The organism is Agromyces agglutinans (genome assembly GCF_009647605.1).
Classification (GTDB): domain Bacteria; phylum Actinomycetota; class Actinomycetes; order Actinomycetales; family Microbacteriaceae; genus Agromyces; species Agromyces agglutinans.
In genome coordinates this window covers 79,850-101,622 of the sequence record NZ_WJIF01000008.1, presented here as the reverse complement: position 1 = coordinate 101,622, position 21,773 = coordinate 79,850, and the positions used below count along the sequence as shown (strand labels likewise).

Annotated in this window: 22 protein-coding genes and 1 tRNA gene; 6 read left to right on the top strand and 17 right to left on the bottom strand. The window is 71.4% G+C overall.

Features of this window, described 5'->3' with window-relative positions; translation table 11 throughout:
• Nucleotides 1-21: 21 nt before the first annotated feature.
• The 3 genes from pth to GE115_RS13580 form a co-directional block, all read right to left on the bottom strand.
• Nucleotides 22-651, bottom strand: a complete 630-nt coding sequence (pth, locus tag GE115_RS13590) for an aminoacyl-tRNA hydrolase (RefSeq protein ID WP_376765720.1) — start codon at nucleotides 649-651, stop codon at nucleotides 22-24.
• Nucleotides 652-753: 102 nt separating this feature from the next.
• A complete protein-coding gene (locus GE115_RS13585; protein WP_153685320.1) occupies nucleotides 754-1,392 on the bottom strand; it encodes a 50S ribosomal protein L25/general stress protein Ctc in 639 nt (212 codons plus the stop codon).
• 241 nt (nucleotides 1,393-1,633) lie between these two features.
• Nucleotides 1,634-2,158 carry a gluconokinase gene (locus tag GE115_RS13580; protein ID WP_216648842.1) on the bottom strand — a complete coding sequence of 175 codons (525 nt, stop codon included), beginning with the start codon at nucleotides 2,156-2,158 and terminating at the stop codon, nucleotides 1,634-1,636.
• A gap of 96 nt (nucleotides 2,159-2,254) precedes the next feature.
• Here GE115_RS13580 and gnd point away from each other — a divergent pair, with 96 nt between their 5' ends.
• The 4 genes from gnd to GE115_RS13560 all read left to right on the top strand — a co-directional run bounded on the left by gnd (nucleotide 2,255) and on the right by GE115_RS13560 (nucleotide 4,873).
• On the top strand, nucleotides 2,255-3,715 hold the full coding sequence (gene gnd, locus GE115_RS13575; RefSeq protein ID WP_312855171.1) for an NADP-dependent phosphogluconate dehydrogenase: 1,461 nt from the start codon (nucleotides 2,255-2,257) through the stop codon (nucleotides 3,713-3,715).
• A gap of 84 nt (nucleotides 3,716-3,799) precedes the next feature.
• Entirely contained in the window at nucleotides 3,800-4,153 is a 354-nt protein-coding gene (locus GE115_RS13570) for a YidH family protein (protein WP_153685319.1), read from the top strand.
• Nucleotides 4,153-4,491: a DUF202 domain-containing protein gene (locus GE115_RS13565; protein ID WP_153685318.1), complete on the top strand. Its 339-nt coding sequence runs from the start codon at nucleotides 4,153-4,155 to the stop codon at nucleotides 4,489-4,491. Before GE115_RS13570 ends, GE115_RS13565 begins: the two co-directional genes overlap by 1 nt.
• A gap of 10 nt (nucleotides 4,492-4,501) precedes the next feature.
• Nucleotides 4,502-4,873 carry a hypothetical protein gene (locus GE115_RS13560; RefSeq protein ID WP_153685317.1) on the top strand — a complete coding sequence of 124 codons (372 nt, stop codon included), beginning with the start codon at nucleotides 4,502-4,504 and terminating at the stop codon, nucleotides 4,871-4,873.
• 29 nt (nucleotides 4,874-4,902) lie between these two features.
• On the opposite strand, the gene GE115_RS13555 is transcribed toward GE115_RS13560, so the two are convergent.
• The 5 genes from GE115_RS13555 to GE115_RS13535 all read right to left on the bottom strand — a co-directional run bounded on the left by GE115_RS13555 (nucleotide 4,903) and on the right by GE115_RS13535 (nucleotide 9,630).
• Entirely contained in the window at nucleotides 4,903-5,379 is a 477-nt protein-coding gene (locus GE115_RS13555; RefSeq protein WP_153685316.1) for a hypothetical protein, read from the bottom strand.
• A gap of 3 nt (nucleotides 5,380-5,382) precedes the next feature.
• Nucleotides 5,383-7,089, bottom strand: a complete 1,707-nt coding sequence (locus GE115_RS13550) for a long-chain-fatty-acid--CoA ligase (protein ID WP_312855170.1) — start codon at nucleotides 7,087-7,089, stop codon at nucleotides 5,383-5,385.
• Between the two features lie 8 nt (nucleotides 7,090-7,097).
• The gene (locus GE115_RS13545; RefSeq protein ID WP_153685314.1) at nucleotides 7,098-8,075 is read right to left on the bottom strand and encodes a ribose-phosphate diphosphokinase; all 978 of its coding nucleotides are present in this window, start codon (nucleotides 8,073-8,075) and stop codon (nucleotides 7,098-7,100) included.
• 36 nt (nucleotides 8,076-8,111) lie between these two features.
• The gene (gene glmU / locus GE115_RS13540; protein WP_153685313.1) at nucleotides 8,112-9,557 is read right to left on the bottom strand and encodes a bifunctional UDP-N-acetylglucosamine diphosphorylase/glucosamine-1-phosphate N-acetyltransferase GlmU; all 1,446 of its coding nucleotides are present in this window, start codon (nucleotides 9,555-9,557) and stop codon (nucleotides 8,112-8,114) included.
• Between the two features lies 1 nt (nucleotide 9,558).
• Nucleotides 9,559-9,630 (bottom strand) — tRNA-Gln (locus tag GE115_RS13535).
• Nucleotides 9,631-9,718: 88 nt separating this feature from the next.
• Between GE115_RS13535 and GE115_RS13530 the strand changes: the two genes are divergently transcribed.
• The gene (locus tag GE115_RS13530; protein WP_312855169.1) at nucleotides 9,719-10,210 is read left to right on the top strand and encodes a MarR family winged helix-turn-helix transcriptional regulator; all 492 of its coding nucleotides are present in this window, start codon (nucleotides 9,719-9,721) and stop codon (nucleotides 10,208-10,210) included.
• A 192-nt stretch (nucleotides 10,211-10,402) separates the two neighbouring features.
• Complete coding sequence (locus tag GE115_RS13525) at nucleotides 10,403-11,794, top strand: HNH endonuclease (protein ID WP_153685312.1); 1,392 nt, start codon at nucleotides 10,403-10,405, stop codon at nucleotides 11,792-11,794.
• 200 nt (nucleotides 11,795-11,994) lie between these two features.
• Here the strand turns inward: GE115_RS13525 and GE115_RS13520 are convergent, their stop codons facing one another.
• The 9 genes from GE115_RS13520 to metG all read right to left on the bottom strand — a co-directional run bounded on the left by GE115_RS13520 (nucleotide 11,995) and on the right by metG (nucleotide 21,739).
• Complete coding sequence (locus GE115_RS13520; RefSeq protein ID WP_153685311.1) at nucleotides 11,995-12,654, bottom strand: methionine ABC transporter permease; 660 nt, start codon at nucleotides 12,652-12,654, stop codon at nucleotides 11,995-11,997.
• Nucleotides 12,654-13,682 carry a methionine ABC transporter ATP-binding protein gene (locus tag GE115_RS13515; RefSeq protein WP_153685310.1) on the bottom strand — a complete coding sequence of 343 codons (1,029 nt, stop codon included), beginning with the start codon at nucleotides 13,680-13,682 and terminating at the stop codon, nucleotides 12,654-12,656. Before GE115_RS13515 ends, GE115_RS13520 begins: the two co-directional genes overlap by 1 nt.
• Before the next feature lie 126 nt (nucleotides 13,683-13,808).
• Complete coding sequence (locus GE115_RS13510; RefSeq protein WP_153685309.1) at nucleotides 13,809-14,717, bottom strand: MetQ/NlpA family ABC transporter substrate-binding protein; 909 nt, start codon at nucleotides 14,715-14,717, stop codon at nucleotides 13,809-13,811.
• Between the two features lie 184 nt (nucleotides 14,718-14,901).
• Complete coding sequence (locus GE115_RS13505; protein WP_153685308.1) at nucleotides 14,902-16,758, bottom strand: ABC-F family ATP-binding cassette domain-containing protein; 1,857 nt, start codon at nucleotides 16,756-16,758, stop codon at nucleotides 14,902-14,904.
• 48 nt (nucleotides 16,759-16,806) lie between these two features.
• A complete protein-coding gene (locus GE115_RS13500) occupies nucleotides 16,807-17,751 on the bottom strand; it encodes a 4-(cytidine 5'-diphospho)-2-C-methyl-D-erythritol kinase (protein WP_153685307.1) in 945 nt (314 codons plus the stop codon).
• A gap of 28 nt (nucleotides 17,752-17,779) precedes the next feature.
• On the bottom strand, nucleotides 17,780-18,331 hold the full coding sequence (locus tag GE115_RS13495) for a hypothetical protein (RefSeq protein ID WP_153685306.1): 552 nt from the start codon (nucleotides 18,329-18,331) through the stop codon (nucleotides 17,780-17,782).
• Between the two features lie 24 nt (nucleotides 18,332-18,355).
• The gene (gene rsmA / locus GE115_RS13490; RefSeq protein WP_312855168.1) at nucleotides 18,356-19,228 is read right to left on the bottom strand and encodes a 16S rRNA (adenine(1518)-N(6)/adenine(1519)-N(6))-dimethyltransferase RsmA; all 873 of its coding nucleotides are present in this window, start codon (nucleotides 19,226-19,228) and stop codon (nucleotides 18,356-18,358) included.
• Nucleotides 19,209-20,183 carry a TatD family hydrolase gene (locus GE115_RS13485; RefSeq protein WP_376765719.1) on the bottom strand — a complete coding sequence of 325 codons (975 nt, stop codon included), beginning with the start codon at nucleotides 20,181-20,183 and terminating at the stop codon, nucleotides 19,209-19,211. Before GE115_RS13485 ends, rsmA begins: the two co-directional genes overlap by 20 nt.
• Nucleotides 20,180-21,739 (bottom strand): methionine--tRNA ligase, encoded by a 1,560-nt coding sequence (gene metG / locus GE115_RS13480; protein WP_153685304.1) that lies wholly within the window; start codon nucleotides 21,737-21,739, stop codon nucleotides 20,180-20,182. Before metG ends, GE115_RS13485 begins: the two co-directional genes overlap by 4 nt.
• Between the last annotated feature and the right edge of the window lie 34 nt (nucleotides 21,740-21,773).

Here is a 21,773-nt window from a genome sequence, read left to right as displayed (position 1 = left end):
GGGCGCCGACGGGCCCGACGCTCAGCTCGGCGCGTGGAACTTCTGCTGCGCGGCGACGAGGCCCTGCTCGACGACCGCCTCGACGGCGTCCGCGGCATCCGACAGCAGCATCGGCAGAGACTGCCGCTCGGCGCCCGCGAAGTCCTTGAGCACGTAGTCGGCGGGATCCTGGCGCCCGGGCGGACGCCCGATGCCGACCCGCACGCGCGTGAAGTCGGGCGATCCCGTCGCCTTCTGGATGTCGCGCAGCCCGTTGTGGCCGCCGTGGCCGCCGCCGGCCTTCAGCCGGATGGTGTCGAACGGGATGTCGAGCTCGTCGTGCACGACGAGCAGCCGGTCGGTGCCGAGCGAGTAGAACTTCAGCAGCGCCGACACCGGGCCGCCCGAGGTGTTCATGTACGTGTTCGGCTTCGCGAGCACGAGCTTCGGCCCACCGGGTCGCACGAAGCCCTCGGCCACTCGCGACGGCGTCTTGTGGGTCTTGAACGTCGCCCCGATGCGCGACGCGAGTTCGTCGAGCACCATCTGGCCGACGTTGTGCCGGTTGCCGGCGTACTGCGCACCGGGGTTGCCGAGGCCGACCACGAGCCAGGTGTTGTCGGGCACGGCCTCGTCCTTCCGGCGGTGCAGGAGGCGGTCGATGAGGTTCACGGATGCCTCCGGGCGATGGGTGGGTGGAAACGGCGGAGGGCCCGCGGCCCCGCGATCCGAGCGTACCCGGATACGGCGCCGCGAGCCCTCGCGGAACCGGCCTTACTCGGCCGACTCGCCGGCGGCCTCCTCGGCGGGCGCCTCTGCGCCGGCCTCGGTCTCGGCCTCGGCTTCGGTCTCGGGCTCCTCGCCCAGGTCGACCTTCTGCGGCGTGTGCACGTTGACGACGAGCGCCTCGGCGTCGCCCACGAGCGTCGCGCCCTTGGGCAGCTCGACGGCGCCGGCGTGGATCTGCGTGCCCTCCTCGAGGCCCTCGACCGAGACGACCACGTTCTCGGGGATGTGCGTGGCCTCGACCTCGAGGGTCAGGGTGTGCGCGTCGAGGTCGGCGATCGTGCCGGCGACGGGCTCGCCCTCGAGGTGCACGGGCACCTCGACCTGGACCTTCTCGCCCTTCTTGATGACGATGAGGTCGATGTGCTCGATGACCTGGTGCACCGGGTCCTTCTGCACGTCCTTGACCAGCGCGAGCTGGCTCTTGCCCTCGACCTGGAGGTCGAGCACCGCGTTGGCCTTGCGGATGAGCAGGGCGGTCTCGTGCGCGGGCAGCGTCACGTGCTTGGGCTCGGTGCCGTGACCGTAGATCACCGCGGGGATCTTGCCGGCGGCGCGGAGCTTGCGCGCCGCACCCTTGCCGAACGACTCGCGCAGCTGCGCGTCGATCTTGTTGTCCTCGTCCATGTCGGACCTCCTTCAGGGCTCACCGGCCCGGTTGCTGGTATCAGTCGCTTCAACTCGAACGCGCGGTATGAGCGCTACGTGAGGAACAGCCGGGAGCCGTTCACCGCGTCGATCACGGATGCCCCGCCGAACGCACGGCGCCCGGCGCGAGGCATCCCTCGCCGAAGTATCGAGGGTCAAGTGTACCCGATGCCGGCGCGGCGTCAGGCCCGGCCCCGGGCGGCGGGGCCGTCGCCCGTCGTCAGCCGTGCTCGACGGGCGACGCCAGCCGCCGGCGCACCTCGTCGACGATCTCGGCCGGCGTGCGCCGCACGTCGACCCGGAACCCGTGCTCGTCGGGCTCGAGCGGCTCGAGCACGTCGAACTGCGACGCGAGGAGGCTCGTCGGCATGTACTCGTGGACCCGGCCGCGCTGGCGCTCGGCGATGAGGTCGGAGCCGCCGTCGAGGTGCACGAACACGGTGGTCGGCGCGAGCGCGGCGATGCGGTCGCGGTAGGTGCGCTTGAGTGCCGAGCAGGCGACCACGATCGGATGCCCCGCCGCCAGCTCGTCGGCGATGCGGCGGGCGATCGTGTCGAGCCAGGGCGCGCGATCCTCGTCGTCGAGCGGCACGCCGGCGGCCATCTTCTCGCGGTTCGCGGCCGGGTGCAGGTCGTCGCCGTCGATGAACTCCACGCCGAACTCCCCGGCGAGCTTCGACCCCGTGGTGGACTTGCCCGAACCGGACACGCCCATGACGACCAGGGGGACCTCGATGGCACTCATGCGCCCACTCTCGCATCCTCACCGCAACACCGCGCAACCGTGAGCCCCTCACGACTACGCTGAGTGACATCCCTTCCCAGTTCCGAGGAGCTCGCTGTGCCTGAATCCGCATCCGCCAACATCGGGGTCGTCGGCCTCGCCGTCATGGGTTCGAACCTCGCCCGCAACCTCGCCAGCCGGGAGGGCAACACGGTCGCCGTGTTCAACCGCTCGCCCGAGCGCACGCGCACGCTCGTCGAGGAGCACCCCGAGGCCGGATTCATCGCCGCGGAGAGCTACGACGAGTTCGTCGCCTCGCTCGCGAAGCCGCGCACGGCGATCATCATGGTGCAGGCCGGCAAGGGCACCGACGCGGTCATCTCCGAGCTCGCGAGCCGGTTCGAGCCGGGCGACATCATCGTCGACGGCGGCAACGCGCTGTTCACCGACACCATCCGCCGCGAGCGCGAGGTGCGCGAGACGGGCATCAACTTCGTCGGCGCCGGCATCTCGGGCGGCGAGGAGGGCGCGCTGAACGGCCCGTCGATCATGCCCGGCGGCTCCGACGAGTCGTGGATCACGCTCGGCCCGATCCTGAAGTCGATCGCCGCGGTCGCCGAGGGCGAGCCCTGCGTCACCCACGTCGGCCACGACGGCGCCGGCCACTTCGTCAAGATGATCCACAACGGCATCGAGTACGCCGACATGCAGCTCATCGCCGAGGCCTACGACCTCATCCGCCGCGGCACCGGCAAGTCGCCGGCCGAGATCGCCGAGGTCTTCGCCGAGTGGAACCGCGGTGAGCTCGAGAGCTACCTCATCGAGATCACCGCCGAGGTCCTGAAGCAGGTCGACGCCTCGACCGGAGAGCCCCTCGTCGACGTCATCCTCGACGAGGCCGGCTCGAAGGGCACCGGCGTCTGGACCGTGCAGACCGCGCTCGCGCTCGGCACCCCCGTCTCGAACATCGCCGAGGCCGTCTTCGCGCGCGGCCTCTCGTCGCACCCCGAGCAGCGGGCGGCGGCCAAGGGCCTCGCCGGCCCCGACGAGGCCGAGCGCATCCCCGCCGACCAGGTCGACGCCTTCATCGAGGACGTGCGCCTCGCCCTGTACGCGTCGAAGATCGTCGCGTACTCGCAGGGCTTCGACGCGATCCGCGCTGGTGCGGCCGAATACGACTGGAACATCGACCTCGGTGCGATCTCGAAGATCTGGCGCGGCGGATGCATCATCCGCGCGCAGTTCCTCAACCGCATCGCCGACGCCTACGACGAGAACCCGAACCTCGACCTGCTGCTCTCGGCGCCGTACTTCGCCGAGGCGTTCACGCGCGCCCAGGCGGCGTGGCGGCGCGTCGTCGTGCGCTCGGTCGAGGCCGGCATCCCGGCGCCCGCGTTCTCGTCGTCGCTCGCCTATTACGACGGCCTGCGCGCCGACCGCCTGCCCGCCGCCCTCGTGCAGGGCCAGCGCGACTTCTTCGGCGCGCACACCTACAAGCGCATCGACAAGGAGGGCGTGTTCCACACCCTCTGGTCGGGCGACCACACCGAGATCGAGACCACGCCCTCGTCGCACTGAACCCGGGCCGAGACCGTCGAGGGGCGGGCGGGCATCGCTCGCCCGCCCGCCCCTCGGGCTAGGATTCCCCGCGAGGAGGTGCGCATGGCGGAGCCGAAATGGCGGACCGAGGGCGAAGACCCCGACTACCGGTTCACGCTCGCCAACGAGCGCACCTTCCTGGCGTGGATCCGCACCGCGCTGGCCCTGCTCGCCGGAGGGGTGCTGCTGCACGAGTTCGCCCCCGAGATCGGGCCGCGCGTCGCGGTCGTCGTGCTTTCGGTCGCGCTCGCCGTCGTGTCGGCGGTGCTCGGCACGGTCGCTTACACGCGCTGGCGGGGCAACGAGATCGCCATGCGCCACGGCCGCCCGCTGCCGTTCAGCTGGGTGCTGCCGGTGCTGTCGGGCGTGTGCCTGCTGACCGCCGCCGTGCTCGCCGTGTTCCTCGTCCTGCCCTGATGTCGCCGTATCGCATCGCGGCCGACGCGGATCCCGGGCTCCAGCCGCAGCGCACGGCCCTGTCGTGGACCCGAACCGCCCTGGTGATCGCCGTCAACGCCCTGCTCGCGCTGCGGTCGGGCCTCATCCACGGGGAGCCCTGGCTCGTCGGGGTGGGCGTGGCCCTGTTCGCCGCGGGCGCGGCGGTCGTCGCGATCGGCACGGTCCGCCGTCGGCAACTCTCCGGCGACACCCTCGACATCACACCCCCGCCCGGGGCCATCGCGGGGGTCGCCGCGGCGACCGTGCTGGCCGCTATGGCGGGCGTCGCCTCGATCCTCGTGGCTACGGCGTCGTGAGGATGGCATCGTGACCGGCCTGCCCCCCGAACTCGCCCCCGGCGGCCCCGACGACGGCGACGCCGGCTCCGTGTACGGCGAACGCCGGCGGCGGGTCATCCGATGGGTCGTCGTGATCGCGCTCGCGGCGATGGTGCTGCCGCTCGTGCTCTCGCTGATGTCGGTCGCGCAGAGCTCGGCGGTCAACGCCTGCCGGGTCACGGTCGCCCGCTTCGACGACGAGGCGGTCGGCGCGCGCGCATCGTTCGAGCTGTTCGGCCCGGGCGGGCCGGGCTGGCTCTGCTACGCGGAGCGTCCGAGCGGTGGCGACCGCCTGCTCGCGAACCTCGGACTGATCCCGAGCGCCCCGCACGTGCTCATGCCCGACGAACGCCCGGCCTGAGGCCGGCCGGCGGCGCCTTCGCGAGGCGCCTACTCGTCGGGGAACACGCGCTTGTAGGTTCGCCCGTCGGGCAATTCGACCGTCTCGGCGCGCATCAGCCCGCGCGCGACGCGCTGGTAGATCGCCTGCGGCGTCACGCCGAGCTCCTTCGCCGCCTCGGCCACCGAGCGCCCGGGCAGGTCGGTCGGCCGGCTCGACGGCCGCTCGCGCTTGCGCCGCCGGCTCGCCTCGTGGCGCTCGGCGATGTCGGCGTCGTCGCCCGACCAGCGGTACTTCGCGGCCGAGGCGCTGAGGCCGGCGGCTTCGGCGATCGCGTCCCAGCCGGTGCCCTCGTCGAGCGCCTCGCGAACGGCCGCGAGCGCGGCCGGGTCGGCGTCGAGCGCGACCACGAGCGAGCGGATGCCACGCAGCCGGTCGAGCGGCGAGGCATCCGGCCCGCCCTCCTCGAGGGCCACGAGCCGCGCGAGCGCGTCGCGGGTCGCGGGTCCGAGGAAGCCGGGGTCCAAGGCTCAGCCGTTCAGGAGTCCGTTGCGCACCTCGCGGCGCAGCACCTTGCCGATGAGCGATCTCGGCAGGTCGTGGGCCTGCACGACGCGCTTGGGAACCTTGTACGCGGTGAGCACGTCGCGGGCGAAGGCGCGGATCGCCCCCTCGTCGAACGACGCGCCCTCGCGCAGCACCACGACGGCCACGACCTGCTCGCCCGAGTGCTCGTCGGGCAGGCCGACGACCGCCGCGTCCTCGACGTCGGCGTGCTGGCGCAGCGCCTCCTCGACCTCGCTGGGCGCGACGTTGAAGCCGCCCGTGATGATGAGTTCCTTGATGCGGTCGACAATTCGCACGAAGCCGGCGTCGTCGATCGAGACGATGTCGCCCGTGCGGAACCAGGGTGCGCCGCCGTCGGGGTCGGCCACGAAGACCGCCTCGGTCTCCTCGGGCTTCTTCCAGTACCCCGAGAACACCTGGGGTCCGCGAACGATCAGCTCGCCCTCGGCGCCGGGTGGGACATCCGTCATCGGATCGTCGGGATCGACGACGCGCGCCTCGGTCGACGGCAGCGGCAGGCCGACGGTGCCGGCGCGCCGGTTCGGCGCCACCGGGTTCGCCATCAGCACCGGCGAGCACTCCGAGAGGCCGTAGCCCTCGACCAGGTAGCCGCCCGTCGCGGCCTCCCATGGCTCGACGACCTCGGCAGACAGCGGCATGGCCCCCGAGATCGCGATCTCGATGCCCTCGAGTGAGACGCCGGCGGCCGCGGCCGCCTTCGTCAGCCGGTCGTAGATGGGCGGCACCGCCGGAAGGAACGTCGCCGGATGGCGCTTCACGACCTTCAGCACCAGGTCGGGCTCGAACTTCGGGAACAGCACGAGCCGCGCGCCCATGCTCATCGCGAACGTGAGGCACAGCGTCAGCCCGTACGCGTGGAACATCGGCAGCACGGCGTAGACGACCGCCGAACCGCGCGGCACCTGCGGCACCCACGCGCGCGCCTGCGCCGCGTTCACGAGCAGGTTGGCGTGCGTGAGCGCCGCACCCTTCGGGCTGCCGGTCGTACCGCTCGTGTACTGGATGAGCGCGACATCGGATGCCTCGGGCGCGATGATGTGCGGATCGATCGGCTGCGCCGAGGTGAGCTGCTCCCACTTCGTGGTGCCGCGCACGCTCGTCGTGAGGGCCGCACGGGACTCGCGGGCCTTCGCGATCGGCAGGCGCAGCGCGAAGCGCGTGGCGAACGGCATCGCCCGGGTGACGTCGACCGACACGATGGCCTGCACGGCGACGTCGTCCGGGAAGTCCTGGATCGTCTCGACCACCTTGTCCCACGCGATGACGACGCGGGCGCCGTGATCCTCGAACTGGTGACGGAGCTCCCGCGGCGTGTAGAGCGGATTGTGCTCGACCACGATGGCGCCGAGCCGCAGCACCGCGTAGAACGCGACGATGTGCTGCGGGCAGTTCGGCAGCACGAGGCCGACGGGGTCGCCCTTCTGCACGCCGAGGATGCGAAGTCCCTCGGCGACCCGCTCGATCTCAGCGCCGAGCTCGGCGTACGAGGTGGTGCGCCCGAAGAACTCGAGCGCGACGTGTTCGGGGTAGGTGTCGACCGATTCGCGGATCAGGTCGTAGAGCGATCCGGTGGGGTCGTCGAGGTCATGCGGCACGCCCTCCGCATAGCTCGCGAGCCACGGGCGGGGCGTCGTGATCGCGTCGCTCACGGCGTCGCCTACGCTGCTCCGTCGAACATGCTCGTGACCGAGCCGTCTTCGAAGACCTCGTGGATGGCGCGGGCCAGGAGCGGCGCGATCGGCAGGACGGTGAGGCGGTCCCAGCGTTTCTCCTCAGGGATCGGCAGGGTGTCGGTGACGACGACGCGGTCGATCACGTCGGACTGCAGGATCTCGGTGGCCGGGTTCGAGAACACGGCGTGCGTCGCCGCGACGACGACGCCGATCGCGCCGTTCGCCTTCAGCGCCTCTGCGGCCTTCACGATCGTGCGACCGGTGTCGATGAGGTCGTCGACGAGCAGGCACACGCGACCGTTCACGTCGCCGACGATCTCGTGCACCGAGACCTGGTTGGGCACCAGGGGGTCGCGGCGCTTGTGGATGATGGCCAGCGGCACGCCGAGCTTGTCGCTCCAGATGTCGGCCACGCGCACGCGGCCCATGTCGGGCGAGACGACGGTCAGCGTCGACGGGTCGAGCGAGTTCTTGAACTCCTCGAGCAGCACGGGCATCGCGAACAGGTGATCGACTGGCCCGTCGAAGAAGCCCTGGATCTGCGCGGCGTGCAGGTCGATCGACATGATGCGGTCGGCGCCGGCCGCCTTGTACAGGTCGGCGACGAGGCGGGCGGAGATCGGCTCGCGGCCGCGGCCCTTCTTGTCTTGGCGGGCGTACGGGTAGAACGGGGAGACCACCGTGATGCGCTTGGCGGACGCGCGCTTGAGCGCATCGATCATGATGAGCTGCTCCATGAGCCACTCGTTGATCGGCGACGTGTGCGACTGGATCACGAACGCGTCGGAACCGCGCACCGACTCGTCGTAGCGCGCGTAGATCTCGCCGTTCGCGAAGGTGCGCGCGTCGGTCGGCACGAGCTCGGAGCCCAGCTCCTCGGCGATCTCCGCGGCGAGCGCCGGGTGCGCACGCCCCGACACGAGGACGAGCCTCTTGGATCCGGTGGTTTCGATTCCCGACATGTGTGCTGTCCTTTTCCCACCGGCCCGCGCCTGGTGTCAGTCGAGGTCGGCTTGGTCTGCCTCGCCGGCCGCCTCGGCCGCTTCCGCGGCCGCGGTGCCCGGGCGATGCTGCCCGACCCAACCCTCGATGTTGCGCTGCGGCGCGACGTTCACCGCGAGTGCGCCGGCCGGGACGTCTTTTCGGACGACCGTGCCGGCGCCGGTGTACGCGCCGTCTCCAATCGTAACGGGCGCGACGAACACGCCGTGAGACCCGGTGCGCACGTGCGACCCGATGGTCGTGCGGTGCTTCGCCACGCCGTCGTAGTTCGCCGTGATCGATCCGGCGCCGACGTTGGAGCCGTCGCCGATCTCGGTGTCGCCGATGTACGACAGGTGCGGCACCTTGCTGCCGGCGCCGATGCTCGCGTTCTTCGTCTCGACGAAGGTGCCGATCTTGCCGTCGACGCCGAGCACGGTGCCCGGGCGCAGGTACGCGAACGGGCCGACCGAGGCCCCCTCGCCGATGACGGCGAGCGTGCCGTCGGTGCGCTTCACCTCGGCGTCGGCCCCGATCTCGCAGTCGACGAGGGTGGTGTCGGGCCCGATGATCGCCCCCGTCGCGACGGTGGTGGCGCCCTTCAGCTGCGTGCCGGGGCGGATCGTGACGTCGGGCTCGATGCGCACGGCGAGGTCGATCCAGGTCGTCGCCGGGTCTTCGACCGTCACTCCGTTCAGCTGCCAGCCGCGGATGATGAGCGCGTTCAGCCGCGCTGCCGTCTCGGACAGCTGCGCGCGGTCGTTGATGCCGGCGACCAGCCACGGCTCGGAGACCGGCAGCGCCGACACCTCGGAGCCCGCGGCCCGCAGCAGCCCGATCACGTCGGTGAGGTACTTCTCGCCCTGGGCGTTGTCGGTCGTGAGGTTCGCGAGCTGGTCGCGCAGCGCCGCCGCGCCGAACGCGTACACGCCGGCGTTGATCTCGTCGAGGGACAGCTCGTCGGCGGAGGCATCCTTCTGCTCGACGATGCGATCGAACGCGCCGTCGGCGGCGCGGACGATGCGCCCGTACCCGGTCGGGTCGGCGTAGTGCGCCGAGAGCACGGATGCCGCGACCCCGGTGTCGCGATGCTGCGCGACGAACTCCGCGAGCGTGTCGGCGTTCAGCAGGGGCACGTCGCCGTTGAGCACGAGCACCTCGCCGTCGAAGTCGTCGGCGAGCGCCTCGACCGCCAACTCGACCGCGCGGCCCGTGCCGGGCACGTCGTCCTGGTCGACGATGATCGCGCCCGGCAACTCGGTCTCGACCGCCGCGGCGACGAGGTCGCGCTCGTGGCGGACGACCGCGATCACACGCTCGGCGTCGAGCGCACGCGCGGTCGCGAGCACGTGCGCCACGATCGGGGCGCCGGCGAGGGGATGCAGCAGCTTCGGCACGGCGGACTTCATGCGAGTGCCCTGCCCCGCGGCGAGGACGACGATCGCGAGCTTCTCATCGGTCATGCTCCGCCACCAGGATTCGAACCTGGTCCTCACAGCTCCAAAGGCTGTCGTGCTGCCGTTACACCATGGCGGACCGCGCACGGATGACTCGCCGCGCGCGGCATCAAGTCTGCCACGACGCGTCACGTCGTTCAGGACGGCCGGGCGCCCATAATGATCAGGTGGCCGAAGCAGACGAGGTGGACCGGATCGTCGAGGACTGGGAGCGCGAGCGTCCCGACCTCGACTTCGCGCCGCTGCAGGTGCTCTCGCGCGTGGCCCGGCTCGCGAAGCACCTCGACCGCGCGCGGAAGCAGGCGTTCGAGCGGTCGGAGCTCGACTCCTGGGAGTTCGACGTGCTCTCGGCGCTGCGTCGCGCCGGCGCCCCGTACCGGCTCTCGCCGAAGGCGCTGCTGCAGCAGACCCTCGTCTCGAGCGGCACGATGACGAACCGCATCGACCGGCTCGTCGAGCGAGGGCTCGTGACCCGGCAGACGGATCCGAAGGACGGCCGGGGCATCCTCGTCGAGATGAGCGCCGCCGGCCTCACGCGCGTGGATGCCGCGATCACGCGGCTCGTCGACGCGGAGTCCGAGCTCCTGCAGAGTCTGCCTCCGGCGGAGCAGCGGCGGCTGTCGGCGCTGCTGCGCAAGCTCAGCCTCGGCTTCGACTGACTTCGGTCGAACAGCGGCGCGCGCCTGAATCGGAACTACCCGAGATCCCGAACGAGCTGACCGGCGTCGGCGAGGCGGGCAGCCACTGAGCGGCAGCCATGGCATGCCGGCCGCGACTGAGAAGGGTGACGAGATCGCGGCGAATCGCCTTCCCGGACTCGAACATACCTTCGAATCTTGGTAGGATGGGCTATGCCTTCGAGCCTCGCCCTCGCACCGCCGCCGGCCGGCATGACGCCGTCGCCCGAGGCCGCGCGCGAGGTTGCGCCATCGATGCCACGACGGGCCGAGCGGTCTTCGCTCGGCCCGTTGGCCCAGGCACGCGAGGGGCTGTCAGCCCTGGTCGACGCCTCCATCGAGGCTCAGCGTCTCGAGTCCATGCACGCGGCGATGCAGGTCGATCTCATCTACCTGACGGTGAGTCACGCCGTCCGCTGCGCCGATGCTTTCGTCGCTGCTTCCGCGTCGCCCGGTCGCCGGCACGAGCTGATCCGGAGAAGCGTCGTGGCCGAGCTGTCGGCGGCGCTGCGCGTGGCCGAGCGAACGATGCAGCGGCGCATCGACGACGCTTGGTCGCTCACGACGGAACTGCCGGCGACGTTGGCTGCGCTGCGAGCGGGCCATCTCACGCTCCAGCATGCGCGCGTCGTGATCGACCACACGCTCGACCTGCACGACGATCCGAGGCTCCGTGCCGAACTCGACGAGCGGCTGGCGTCGTTCGCCGAGACGACGACGCCGGCGCGATTGCGGGTCAAGGCCAGACGGTTGCGCGAACAACTGACGAGCGAATCGATCGCCGAGCGTCACAGTGCCGCACGTGACGGCCGCCGAGTCGAGCTCGAGCCCGCCGCCGATGGCATGGCCTGGCTGCATTGTCTGCTTCCCGCGGCCGACGCGCTGCGCATCACCGCACGCCTCGACGCCGCCGCGCACGCGTCGGCCGCCGATCAGCACGGCGACGCACCGCGACGCGGCGCCGACCAGACCCGCGCCGACCTCGCGCGCGACCTGCTGCTCTACGGCCGGTTGCCCGAAGGTGCAGATCTCGCCGAGGCGCTCGCGGCCGCTCGGGCGTCGGTGCACGTGACTGTGCCGGTGCTCACGCTCCTCGGCGACCCGGCGCCCGGAGATCTCGACGGCTACGGCCCGATCGACGCCGACACCGCCCGCCGGTTGGCCGCCGACGCGCCCTCGTTCGTGCGCCTGCTCACCCATCCGGTGACGGGAACCGTGCTCGACGTCGATCGCACGAGATATCGGCCACCGGCCGACCTCAAGCGCTGGCTCCAGGTGCGCGACGGCACCTGCCGGTTCCCGACCTGCGCGCGTCCTGCGGCCCGCAGCGACCTCGACCACACCGAGGATTGGGCGGACGGCAACCGCACGTCGCACGACAACCTGGCGCACTGTTGCCCGGCACATCACCACCTCAAGCACGAGACCGCCTGGTCGGTTCGGCAATCGGGCGCGGGCGTGCTCCGATGGCGCTCCCCCGCCGGCCGGGAGCACGTGACCCATCCGGCGCAGCAGGTGCCCGCCGGCAGACGCCTGACCCCGTACCCCGACCCGCCGCCGTTCTGATCGACGGGATCACGCCCGGCCACTGACCCGCATCAACCCTCGCGACTCGGGTCCACAGCGGCGTGTCGCACACGGCCACGCGCAGGCACCGGTCGTGAGACGGCTGCGCGCCTGAATTGCGGACCCGCACCTGCGACGGAAGCCCGCGGCGTGTGGTCTGCTGCCCGAGCCCCGAGCCGCCAGCCACGCAGTCCGACGCGCTAGCGCCGCAGCACCCGCCGCGCGAGCCAGTTGCCGAGGAACTGCAGGCCCTGCACGAAGATCACGATGAGCAGCAGCGCGGCCCAGGTGATCGCGGGCTCGAACTGCCGGTACCCGTAGACGAGCGCGAAGTTTCCGAGCCCGCCGCCGCCGATGAATCCGGCCATCGCGGTCATGTCGACGATCGCGACGAGCACGAACGTATAGCCGAGGATGAGGGGCCCGAGCGCCTCGGGGATGACGACGGTCCGCAGGATCCGGAACGGCCCGGCGCCCATCGCCCGAGCGGCCTCGACGACGCCGGGCGGCACCGTGATGAGGTTCTGCTCGACGATCCGGGCGATCGCGAACGACGACGCGATCGACAGCGAGAAGATGAGCGCGTTGTTGCCGATGCCGATGCCGATCACGTACCGCGCGAGCGGCTGCACCGCGGCGAGGAAGATGATGAACGGGATCGGCCGGAAGAAGTTGATCACGACGTTGACGACCGTGAACACGGCGCGGTTCGACAGCAGGCTGCCGGGCCGGGTCGCGTAGAGCACGATGCCGAGCAGGAGTCCGAAGAACCCGCCGATCAGCAGCGTGAGCGCCACCATGTACAGCGTCTCCGCTGCGGCGACCCAGAACTCGGGGCCCAGTTCGAGCAGGCGATCCATCAGCGGGCCTCCGTCACTTCCACGCGCGACCCGATCGTCGCGAGCGCCGCATCGATCGAGGCATCCGCCCCCCGGATCGCGAGCGTCAGGTGACCGAACGCGCGCCCCTGGATGTCGTTGATGCCGCCGTACACGAGCTCGAAGTCGAGCCCGGCGTTCGCGAGCTCGAGGAAGACCTGCGCCTGCGACGCGTCACCGTCGCGGAACGAGATCGTCACGATGCGGCCGGCGTGACGTTCACGCAGCACGGCGAGTTCGGCCGGCGACGGCACGCCCTTGACGACCGTCGACACGAACCGCTGCGACGACGGGTTCTGCGGGTCGGAGAACACGTCGAACACGTCGCCGTTCTCGATGACCCGGCCGGAGTCCATGACGGCGACCTTCGTCGCGATCGACTGGATCACGTCCATCTCGTGCGTGATCACGATGATCGTCACGCCGAACTCGCGGTTGACGCGCTTGAGGAGCTCGAGCACCTCGTGCGTCGTCTCGGGATCGAGGGCGCTCGTCGCCTCGTCGGCCAGCAGCAGCCGCGGCGAGGTCGCGAGCGCGCGCGCGATGCCGACGCGCTGCTTCTGGCCGCCCGAGAGCTGGTCGGGGTAGTTCCTGGCCTTGTCGGCGAGCCCGACGAACTCGAGCAGTTCGGCCACGCGCGCCGTGATCTCGGCCTTCGACCAGCCGGCCACCTGGAGCGGGTATGCGACGTTCGCGTGCACGGTCTTCGAGTCGAACAGGTTGAACTGCTGGAAGATCATGCCGATGCCGAGCCTGATGCCGCGCAACTCCCGCTCGGGCAGGCCGACGAGTTCGCGCCCGTCGATCGTGATGCTGCCCGAGCTCGCCGGCTCGAGCGCGTTGACCAGGCGTACCAGCGTCGACTTGCCGGCGCCGGAGTAGCCGATGATGCCGTACACGTCGCCGGGTTCGACCTCGAGCGTGACGTCGTCGACGGCGACGACCGCCCGCCCGCCCTTGGCCTGGGGCGGGTAGGTCTTGGTGACGTTCTTCAGGGCGACGAGCGCCATTCGGATGCTCCTTCGTTCACGCGGACCCGGCGCATGCGGGCTCCGCTCACGCACCGACGGGCGGTGGGACCGGAATCCGGCGCCCACCGCCCGCGTGCGACGATCGCTCGTCGAGCGATCGTCGGGTCAGCGCTTCGCGTCCTCGGTGTCGGACTGGACCTTGGCGAGCGAGTCGCGCAGGTCGGCGACGGGCGTCGCGACCGGCACGGCCGTGCCGCCGGATGCCTCGAGGAGGCCGGCCTGCACTTCGGGGTCGGTCTGGAAGATCTCGACGAGCTTCGCGTAGGTCTCGTTGTCCTGGTCTTCGGCGCGCGTCGCGAAGATGTTGACGTAGGGCAGCGCGTTCGGGTCCTCGGGGTCGTCCTGCGCGATGGCGTCCTCGAACGAGAGGCCCGCGTCGGCGACGAAGTCGTTGTTGATGATCGCGGCGGCGAGGTCGGGCAGCGAGGTCGGCGTGAGGGATGCCTCGAGCGCGGTGACCTTGACCTTCGACTTCGCCTCGTCGACGTCGGCGAGGTCGGAGAAGATCGTGCCGCCGCTCTTCAGCTCGATGAGGCCGGCCGACTGGAGCACGAGCAGGCCGCGGGCCTGGTTCGAGGCGTCGTTGGGCACGGCGACGGTCTCGCCCTCGGGGATGTCCTTCACCGAGTCGTACTTCGTCGAGTAGAGCCCGAGCGGGTAGATCGCGGTCGAGCCGATCGGGGTGAGGTCTTCGCCCGCTGACACGTTGTAGTCGGCGAGGTAGACGATGTGCTGGAACTGGTTGAGGTCGAGCTCGCCCTCGGTCGTCGCCGGGTTCGGCTGCGCGTAGTCGCCGAAGTCGACGATCTCGATGGTGATGCCCTCGTCGGCCGCCGCCTCCTCGAACGCCGCCCACTGGGGGTCGCCCTTGCCGACGACACCGATGCGCACGACGTCGTCGGAGCCCGAGGCATCCGACCCTCCGGCGGCGGGCGACGCGCACGCGGCGAGCGCGGCGACGAGCGGCACCACGGCGAGCGTGGCGATGAGTGACGTGGAACGGCGGCGTGACATGGGTGATTCCTCTCTCGGTGGCACCCCGTTCGGGCCGCTGGTCGGCGTATGAGGGCATGGCTGCGCCACTCGATGATGTCGGGTGGGGCGTCGATGCCGCGAACGCGGGTGCTCACTCACCATACGTGAAGAATCTGCGCCCCTCGGCACGCCGGGGTTACGTTCCGTCACAGATCCTTCGAGGTCAGCCCTCCAGGAGCTCGGAAACTTCGAGCCAGCGCGTTTCGAGGTCGGCCACGGATGCCTCGAGCCCCGCGAGCTCGTCACCGAGGACCCCGAGGCCCACGTAGTCGGACTGGTCGTGGCGCGCGAGCTTCTCGTGCTGCGCGCGGATGTCGGCCTGGAGCTTCTCCAGCTTGCGGTCGATCGCGGCGAGCTCCTTCTCGGCGGCGCGGCGGTCGGCACCCGCGAGGGCGGGCGCGGCCGCGGGGCCTGCGGTGCCGGGGTCTCGATACGCTCTTTCGTCACCACTCGACCGCCGGGTCGCTGCGGCGCCGGTTCGAGACCCCTCCCCCGCCCTGCGCAACTCGAGGTACTGGTCGACGCCGCCGGGCAGGTGGCGCAGGTGCCCGTCGAGGATCGCGTACTGCTGGTCGGTGACGCGCTCGAGCAGGTACCGGTCGTGGCTGACGACGAGGAGGGTGCCCGGCCAGGAGTCGAGCAGGTCCTCGATCGCGGCCAGCATGTCGGTGTCGAGGTCGTTCGTCGGCTCGTCGAGGATCAGCACGTTCGGCTCCTGCAGCAGGATGAGCAGCAGCTGGAGCCGCCGCTTCTGCCCACCCGAGAGCTGCTTGACGGGCGTCGCGAGCTGCTGGCTCGAGAAGCCGAGGCGCTCGAGCAGCTGCCCGGGCGTGAGTTCCACGGCCTTCGAGCCCGACCCGATCGTGTAGCTGCGCTGCTGGGCGGCGACGACCGCGCTGACGCGCTCGTCGGCCCACTCGGCGAGCTCGGCGAGCTCCTGGCTGAGCGTGGCGATGCGCACTGTCGAACCGCGCTTGACCCGACCGCTCGTCAGCTTCACCGCTCCGGTGACGAGGCCGAGCAGGGTCGACTTGCCCGCGCCGTTGACGCCCAGGATGCCCGTGCGCTCTCCCGGGGCGATGCGCCATTCGACGTCCCGCAGGACGGTCCGCGTGCCGCCCTCGGGGTGCGGGTACTCGACGCCGGTGCCGAGGAGGTCGACGACGTCCTTGCCGAGCCGGCTCACCGCGAGCCGGTTGAGCTCCACGGGGTCGCGCACGGGCGGCTCGTTCTCGATGAGCTGCGTCGCCGCGTCGATGCGGAACTTGGGCTTCGACGTGCGTGCCGGCGCGCCGCGGCGCAGCCACGCCAGCTCCTTGCGCATGAGGTTCTGGCGCTTCGCCTCGCTCGCTGCGGCCATGCGGTCGCGCTCGACGCGCTGCAGCACGTACGCCGCGTAGCCGCCCTCGAAGGGCTCGACGATGCCGTCGTGCACCTCCCACGTGTCGGTGCACACCTCGTCGAGGAACCACCGGTCGTGCGTCACCACCGCGAGGGCGCCCTGGCCCTGCGCCCAGCGCCGCTTCAGGTGCTGCGCGAGCCAGGCGATGCCCTCGACGTCGAGGTGGTTGGTCGGCTCGTCGAGGAACAGCACGTCCCAGTCGCCGACGAGCAGGGCCGCGAGCCCGACGCGCCGGCGCTGCCCGCCCGAGAGATCGCCCACGCGGCCCTGCCACGGCACGTCGGCGAGGAGCCCGCCGAGGATGTCGCGCACCTTCGGGTCGCCGGCCCAGACGTGCTCCTCGATGCCGCCGACGACCGCGTCGGCGACGAGGGTCGACGGTTCGACGGTGTCGGCCTGGTCGAGCATGCCGATGCGGATGCCGCGCCGCACGGTGACCCGCCCGGCATCGGGTTCGAGCCGGCCGGCGAGCAACTTCAGCAGGGTCGACTTGCCGTCGCCGTTGCGGCCGACGATGCCGACCCGGTCGCCCTCGTCGAGCCCGAGGGTCACCTCGTCGAAGACGGTGCGGGTCGGGAACTCGAGGTGCAGGCGCTCGGCGCCGAGGAGGTGTGCCATGACCGGACGAGCCTAGCCGTTCCGGCTGGGCGCACCCGGGCCCGGCTGCTACACCGACATGATGCGTGCGCCGTGCACGGGCCCGTGCGCGTGCACGGCCTTGATGCGTGCGGCCGACAGGGCGACCTGCAGCGCGATCGCCTCCTCGCTCGTCGCCGCGAGGAACGCGACCGTCGGCCCCGAGCCCGACACGATGCCGGCGAGTGCGCCCGCCTGCTCCCCCAGGTCGATGAGCTCCGCGAGCTCGGGGGCGAGCCGCACGGCGGCGACCTGCAAATCGTTGTGCAGTGCGCCGGCAAGTTGCGCGGCGTCGCCCGCGCGCAGCGCCTGCAGCACCGAGTGGTCGACGGCGGGCGGGCCGCCGGGCGCCGTCCAGGGGCCGGGCTCGCCGACGTGCTCGAGGCGCAGCGCGTCGAGCTCGCGGTAGACGGCGGGCGTCGAGAGCCCGTGCTCGGCGATCGCGAGCACCCAGTGGAACGAACCGGTCGCGAGCGCGGGGCTCAGCCGGTCGCCGCGCCCGGTGCCGATCGCCGTGCCGCCGGTGAGCGCGAAGGGCACGTCGGCCCCGAGCTTCGCGGCGAGCCCGTGCAGGTCGTCGCGCGACAGCGCGGTCCCCCAGAGCGCGTCGCACGCGACGAGCGTGGCCGCGGCATCCGCCGAGCCCCCGCCCATGCCGCCCGCGATCGGGACGTGCTTGGTGATCTCGAGTCGCGCGCCGCCGGGCACTCCCGCGGTGCGGGCGAGCAGCTTCGCGGCCTTGATCGCGAGGTTCGAGGAATCGGTGGGCAGGCCGCTCGTATCGACGGTGCCCGTGAACGAGACGGTGATGCGGTCGTCGGGCCAGACCCGCACGTCCTCGTACAGCGAGACCGCCTGGTACGCGGTCGCGACGTCGTGGTAGCCGTCGGCGCCGGCGTCGCCGACGCGCATGAAGAGGTTGATCTTGCCGGGCGCCCGAACGTGCACCGACTCGTCGGCCGCGGCGATGGTCATGCTTCCACGCTATCCGACACGGTCGCGGCTACCCGACACGCTCGAGCCACTCGCGAAGCTGCGCCTTCGACTCGGCCAGTTGCGACCCGTCGGGCATCCGCCCGCGGGTGAGCGAGATCGTCGCGCGGCCGTCGGCGCGCGGGCTCGCGGCGGCGAGCACGAACTCGCCGTCGTCGAGCGGGAAGCGCGCGGTCGGATGCTTCGCCGTGGTGTTCAGCGCGAGCGGCGGCGAGCCGAGCTCGCCCTCGACGACCGCGGCGAGCAGTTCGAGCGCCCGCACGGCGCGCAGGCCGACGGTCCGGGAGACGCTCGTCTCGAACGTGCCGTCCTGCCGCTGGCCGGGGGCCCGGATGCCCCGGGCCTGCTCGTACGACACCGTGACCGACTGCGCCCACCACGGATCGACGCCCTCGCCGACGAGCCATGCCGCGATCTCGCGGTGCGGCCATTCGGTGGCCTCCTGCTCGTCGAGCGCCGCGAACCATTCGTCGCGTTCGCGACCCGTCGCCTCGCGCACGGCATCGTCGCCCGCCTGCTCGGTCGACCCCGAAACCTGCGATCGCTGCCCGTCATCCCCCATCCGGCAACCGTAGCGCGGTGCGGGTCAGGCGCGCACGACCGCCCGGGAGATCCGGATGAAGTCGTCGATCGACAGCTGCTCGCCGCGCGCCTGCGGGTCGACGCCCGCTCGTTCGAGCACCTCGGTGGCCGCTGCCGAGCCGCCGAGCACGCCCGAGAGCGCCTGCCGCAGCATCTTGCGCCGCTGGCCGAATGCCGCGTCGACGATCTCGAACGTCGCCCGGCGCTCGGCCTCGTCGCCGGGCTGCTCGTGCCGCTCGAAGCCGACGAGCACGGAGTCGACGTTCGGCACGGGCCAGAACACCATCCGCGACACCTGGCCCGCGATGCGCCAGTCGCCGTACCAGGCGGCCTTGACGCTCGGGCCGCCGTAGACCTTCGAACCGGGGCCGGCCGCGAGCCGGTACCCGACCTCGGCCTGCACCATCACGATGCCCGACCGCAGCGACGGCACGTGCTCGAGCAGGTGCAGCAGCACCGGAACCGAGATGTTGTACGGCAGGTTCGCGACCAGCCGCACGGGCTCGCTCGGCAGGTCGACGACCTGCATCGCGTCCTCGTGGAGCACGGTGAGCTCGGTTCCGGGCTGCATGAGCGTCGCCGTGTGCGGCAGCTGCGCGGCGAGCCGGCCGTCGATCTCGACGGCGACGACGGAGGCCCCGGCCTCGAGCAGTCCGAGGGTCAGCGAGCCGAGCCCCGGTCCGATCTCGAGCACCGTCTCGCCGGCCTCGACGCCGGCGGTCTGCACGATGCGACGGACCGTGTTCGCGTCGTGCACGAAGTTCTGGCCGAGCTTCTTGGTCGGCGTGACGCCGAGCAGCTCGGCGAGGTCTCGGATCTCGGCAGGGCCGAGCAGCCTCGGCTGCGAGGGCGCGGGCTCAGCCTCGTGGCGATGCACCGTCGGGCCCACTCGCTTCGACGCCGCTGCCGGTGGCGGTGGCTGGCGCATCGCTGATCACGGGGTCATCCTGCCACGAGCCGTACACGCGAACGGTGTTCGACGCGAGGTCGGCGCAGAGTTCGTCGAGCGGGGCGTCCAGCACCTCGGCCATGAACCGCACCGTGACGGGCACGAGATAGGGCGCGTTCGGGCGACCGCGCAGCGGCGCGGGCGTCAGGTACGGGGCATCCGTCTCGACCAGGATCCGGTCGCGCGGCAGCACGCGCAGCGCCTCGCGCAGGTTCTCGGCGTTCTTGAACGTCACGTTGCCGGCGAACGAGCAGTACCACCCCTCGGATGCCGCGAGCCGGGCGAGCTCCGCACCGCCCGAGAAGCAGTGGAACACGGTGCGTTCGGGCGCGCCGACCCTCCTCAGGGTCGCCACGACGTCGTCGTGCGCGTCGCGGTCGTGGATCTGCAGCGCCAGCCCGTGGCGCTTCGCGATGTCGATGTGGGCCTCGAACGAGCGGAACTGCGCGGGCCGCCCCTCCTCGCCCGTGCGGTACCAGTCGAGCCCGGTCTCGCCGATCGCGCGCACGCGGGGTCGCGCCGCGAGCTCGTCGATGACGGCGAGCGCGTCGTCGAGGGCTCCGGATGCCTCGAGCCCCGGTGCCTCATTTGGGTGCAGCGCGACCGCCGCGAGCAGGCGCGGGTGCCGCTCGGCGACCTCGGCCGACCACCGGCTGGTCGCGAGATCGGTGCCGACCTGCACGGCGCCCGCGATGCCGACGGCGGCCGCGCGGTCGAGGTGCTCGTCGACCGAGAGCGGCAGCGCGCCGTCGGCGATCTCCAGGTGGGTGTGGTTGTCGTACACCGCGACCGGTAGCGCCTCGGGGGCCGGCGGGTAGTCGGCGGCGCCGCCGTCGCGCCCGTCGCTCCGGGTGCGCAGGTGCTCGGAGGGGGCCGCCGTCACTCGGCGACCTCGACGCGCGGGAACAGCGCCTCGAGCGCCGACACCCGTTCGCCGAGCGTCGCCTCGTGCGCACGGTCGATACGCTGGCCCTGCACGGTGCCGGGCGCGCCGAGCGCGGTCCACAGCTTCGCCGTCGCCTTGGGCAGCACCGGCGAGAGCAGCACGGCGAGCGTGCCGAGGCCGTGGTACGCCACGGCGAGCACGGTCTCGAGACGTTCGCGCTTCGCGGGATCCTTCGCCAACGACCACGGCTCCTCGGCCGTGAGGTAGCCGTTCAGCGCGTCGACGAGCTCCCACGCCGCAGCGATCGCCTCGTGCACCGCGAGCCGCTCGATCGCGGCCCACGAGTCCTCGGTCGCGCGGCGCTCGATGGCGGAGATCTCGAGGTCGGCCTCCGTGAGCGCGCCGGCGGACGGCACGACGCCCTCGCAGTAGCGCGTGACCATCGCGATCACGCGCGACGCGAGGTTGCCGAAGCCGTTCGCGAGCTCGGCCTGGTAGCGCGCGGCGAGGTCCTCCCATGAGAAGGAGCCGTCCTGGCCGAACGAGATCGCCGAGAGGAAGTAGTACCGGAACGCGTCGGAGCCGAAGACGTCGGTGATCTGCTCGGGCGCGATGCCCGTGAGCTTGGACTTCGACATCTTCTCGCCGCCCACGAGCAGCCAGCCGTGCCCGAAGACGCCGCGCGGCACCTCGAGCCCGGCGGCCATGAGCATGGCCGGCCAGATCACGGCGTGGAAGCGGAGGATGTCCTTGCCGACGATGTGCTGCGCGGGCCAGCGGCGGGCGAACTCCTCGTCGTCCTGTCCGTAGCCGACCGCGGTGATGTAGTTCAGCAGCGCGTCGAACCAGACGTAGACGACGTGGGTCTCGTCCCACGGCACCTTCACGCCCCAGTCGAAGGTCGACCGCGAGATCGACAGGTCGGCCAGGCCCGAGCGCACCCAGCCGAGCACCTCGTTGCGCGCCGACTCGGGCTGCACGAAGTCGGGCCGCTCCTCGTAGAGCGCGAGCAGGCGCTCGGCGAACGCCGACGTGCGGAAGAAGTAGTTCTTCTCGTGCAGCAGTTCGACCGGCTTCGAGTGGATGGCGCAGACGAGCTGGCCCTCGTACTCGCCGGTGCCGGCGACCAGCTCTGACTCCTGCTTGTACTCCTCGCAGCCGACGCAGTAGTAGCCCTCGTACTCGCCGGTGTAGATGTGGCCGTCGTCGTAGAGCTTCTGCAGGAACTTCTGCACGTTCTGCTCGTGCCGCGGCTCGGTCGTGCGGATGAAGTCGTCGTTGGCGACATCCACCGTTTCGAGGAGCGGGACCCACGCGTCGGCGACGAGCTTGTCGGCCCACTCCTGCGGGGTCACGCCGTTGGCCGTCGCGGTGCGCAGGATCTTCTGGCCGTGCTCGTCGGTGCCCGTGAGCGACCACGTGTCCTCGCCGGCCTGGCGGTGCCACCGGGCGATGACGTCGGCCGCCACCTCCGTGTAGGCGTGACCGATGTGGGGCACGTCGTTGACGTAGAAGATGGGCGTGGTGATGTAGAACGAGGAGCCGTCGGCCATGCCGACAATCCTACGGGCGCGCGAATGGGCGAGC

What these genes read in the sequence shown, in the direction of transcription:
- GE115_RS13585 (WP_153685320.1), bottom strand. Translation starts at nt 1,392, where the DNA reads ATGGACGAGGACAACAAGATCGACGCGCAGCTGCGCGAGTCGTTCGGC.
- GE115_RS13580 (WP_216648842.1), bottom strand. Translation starts at nt 2,158, where the DNA reads ATGAGTGCCATCGAGGTCCCCCTGGTCGTCATGGGCGTGTCCGGTTCG.
- GE115_RS13570 (WP_153685319.1), top strand. Translation starts at nt 3,800, where the DNA reads ATGGCGGAGCCGAAATGGCGGACCGAGGGCGAAGACCCCGACTACCGG.
- GE115_RS13565 (WP_153685318.1), top strand. Translation starts at nt 4,153, where the DNA reads ATGTCGCCGTATCGCATCGCGGCCGACGCGGATCCCGGGCTCCAGCCG.
- GE115_RS13545 (WP_153685314.1), bottom strand. Translation starts at nt 8,075, where the DNA reads ATGTCGGGAATCGAAACCACCGGATCCAAGAGGCTCGTCCTCGTGTCG.
- glmU (WP_153685313.1), bottom strand. Translation starts at nt 9,557, where the DNA reads ATGACCGATGAGAAGCTCGCGATCGTCGTCCTCGCCGCGGGGCAGGGC.
- GE115_RS13525 (WP_153685312.1), top strand. Translation starts at nt 10,403, where the DNA reads ATGCCTTCGAGCCTCGCCCTCGCACCGCCGCCGGCCGGCATGACGCCG.
- GE115_RS13520 (WP_153685311.1), bottom strand. Translation starts at nt 12,654, where the DNA reads ATGGATCGCCTGCTCGAACTGGGCCCCGAGTTCTGGGTCGCCGCAGCG.
- GE115_RS13515 (WP_153685310.1), bottom strand. Translation starts at nt 13,682, where the DNA reads ATGGCGCTCGTCGCCCTGAAGAACGTCACCAAGACCTACCCGCCCCAG.
- GE115_RS13510 (WP_153685309.1), bottom strand. Translation starts at nt 14,717, where the DNA reads ATGTCACGCCGCCGTTCCACGTCACTCATCGCCACGCTCGCCGTGGTG.
- GE115_RS13505 (WP_153685308.1), bottom strand. Translation starts at nt 16,758, where the DNA reads ATGGCACACCTCCTCGGCGCCGAGCGCCTGCACCTCGAGTTCCCGACC.
- GE115_RS13500 (WP_153685307.1), bottom strand. Translation starts at nt 17,751, where the DNA reads ATGACCATCGCCGCGGCCGACGAGTCGGTGCACGTTCGGGCGCCCGGC.
- GE115_RS13495 (WP_153685306.1), bottom strand. Translation starts at nt 18,331, where the DNA reads ATGGGGGATGACGGGCAGCGATCGCAGGTTTCGGGGTCGACCGAGCAG.
- metG (WP_153685304.1), bottom strand. Translation starts at nt 21,739, where the DNA reads ATGGCCGACGGCTCCTCGTTCTACATCACCACGCCCATCTTCTACGTC.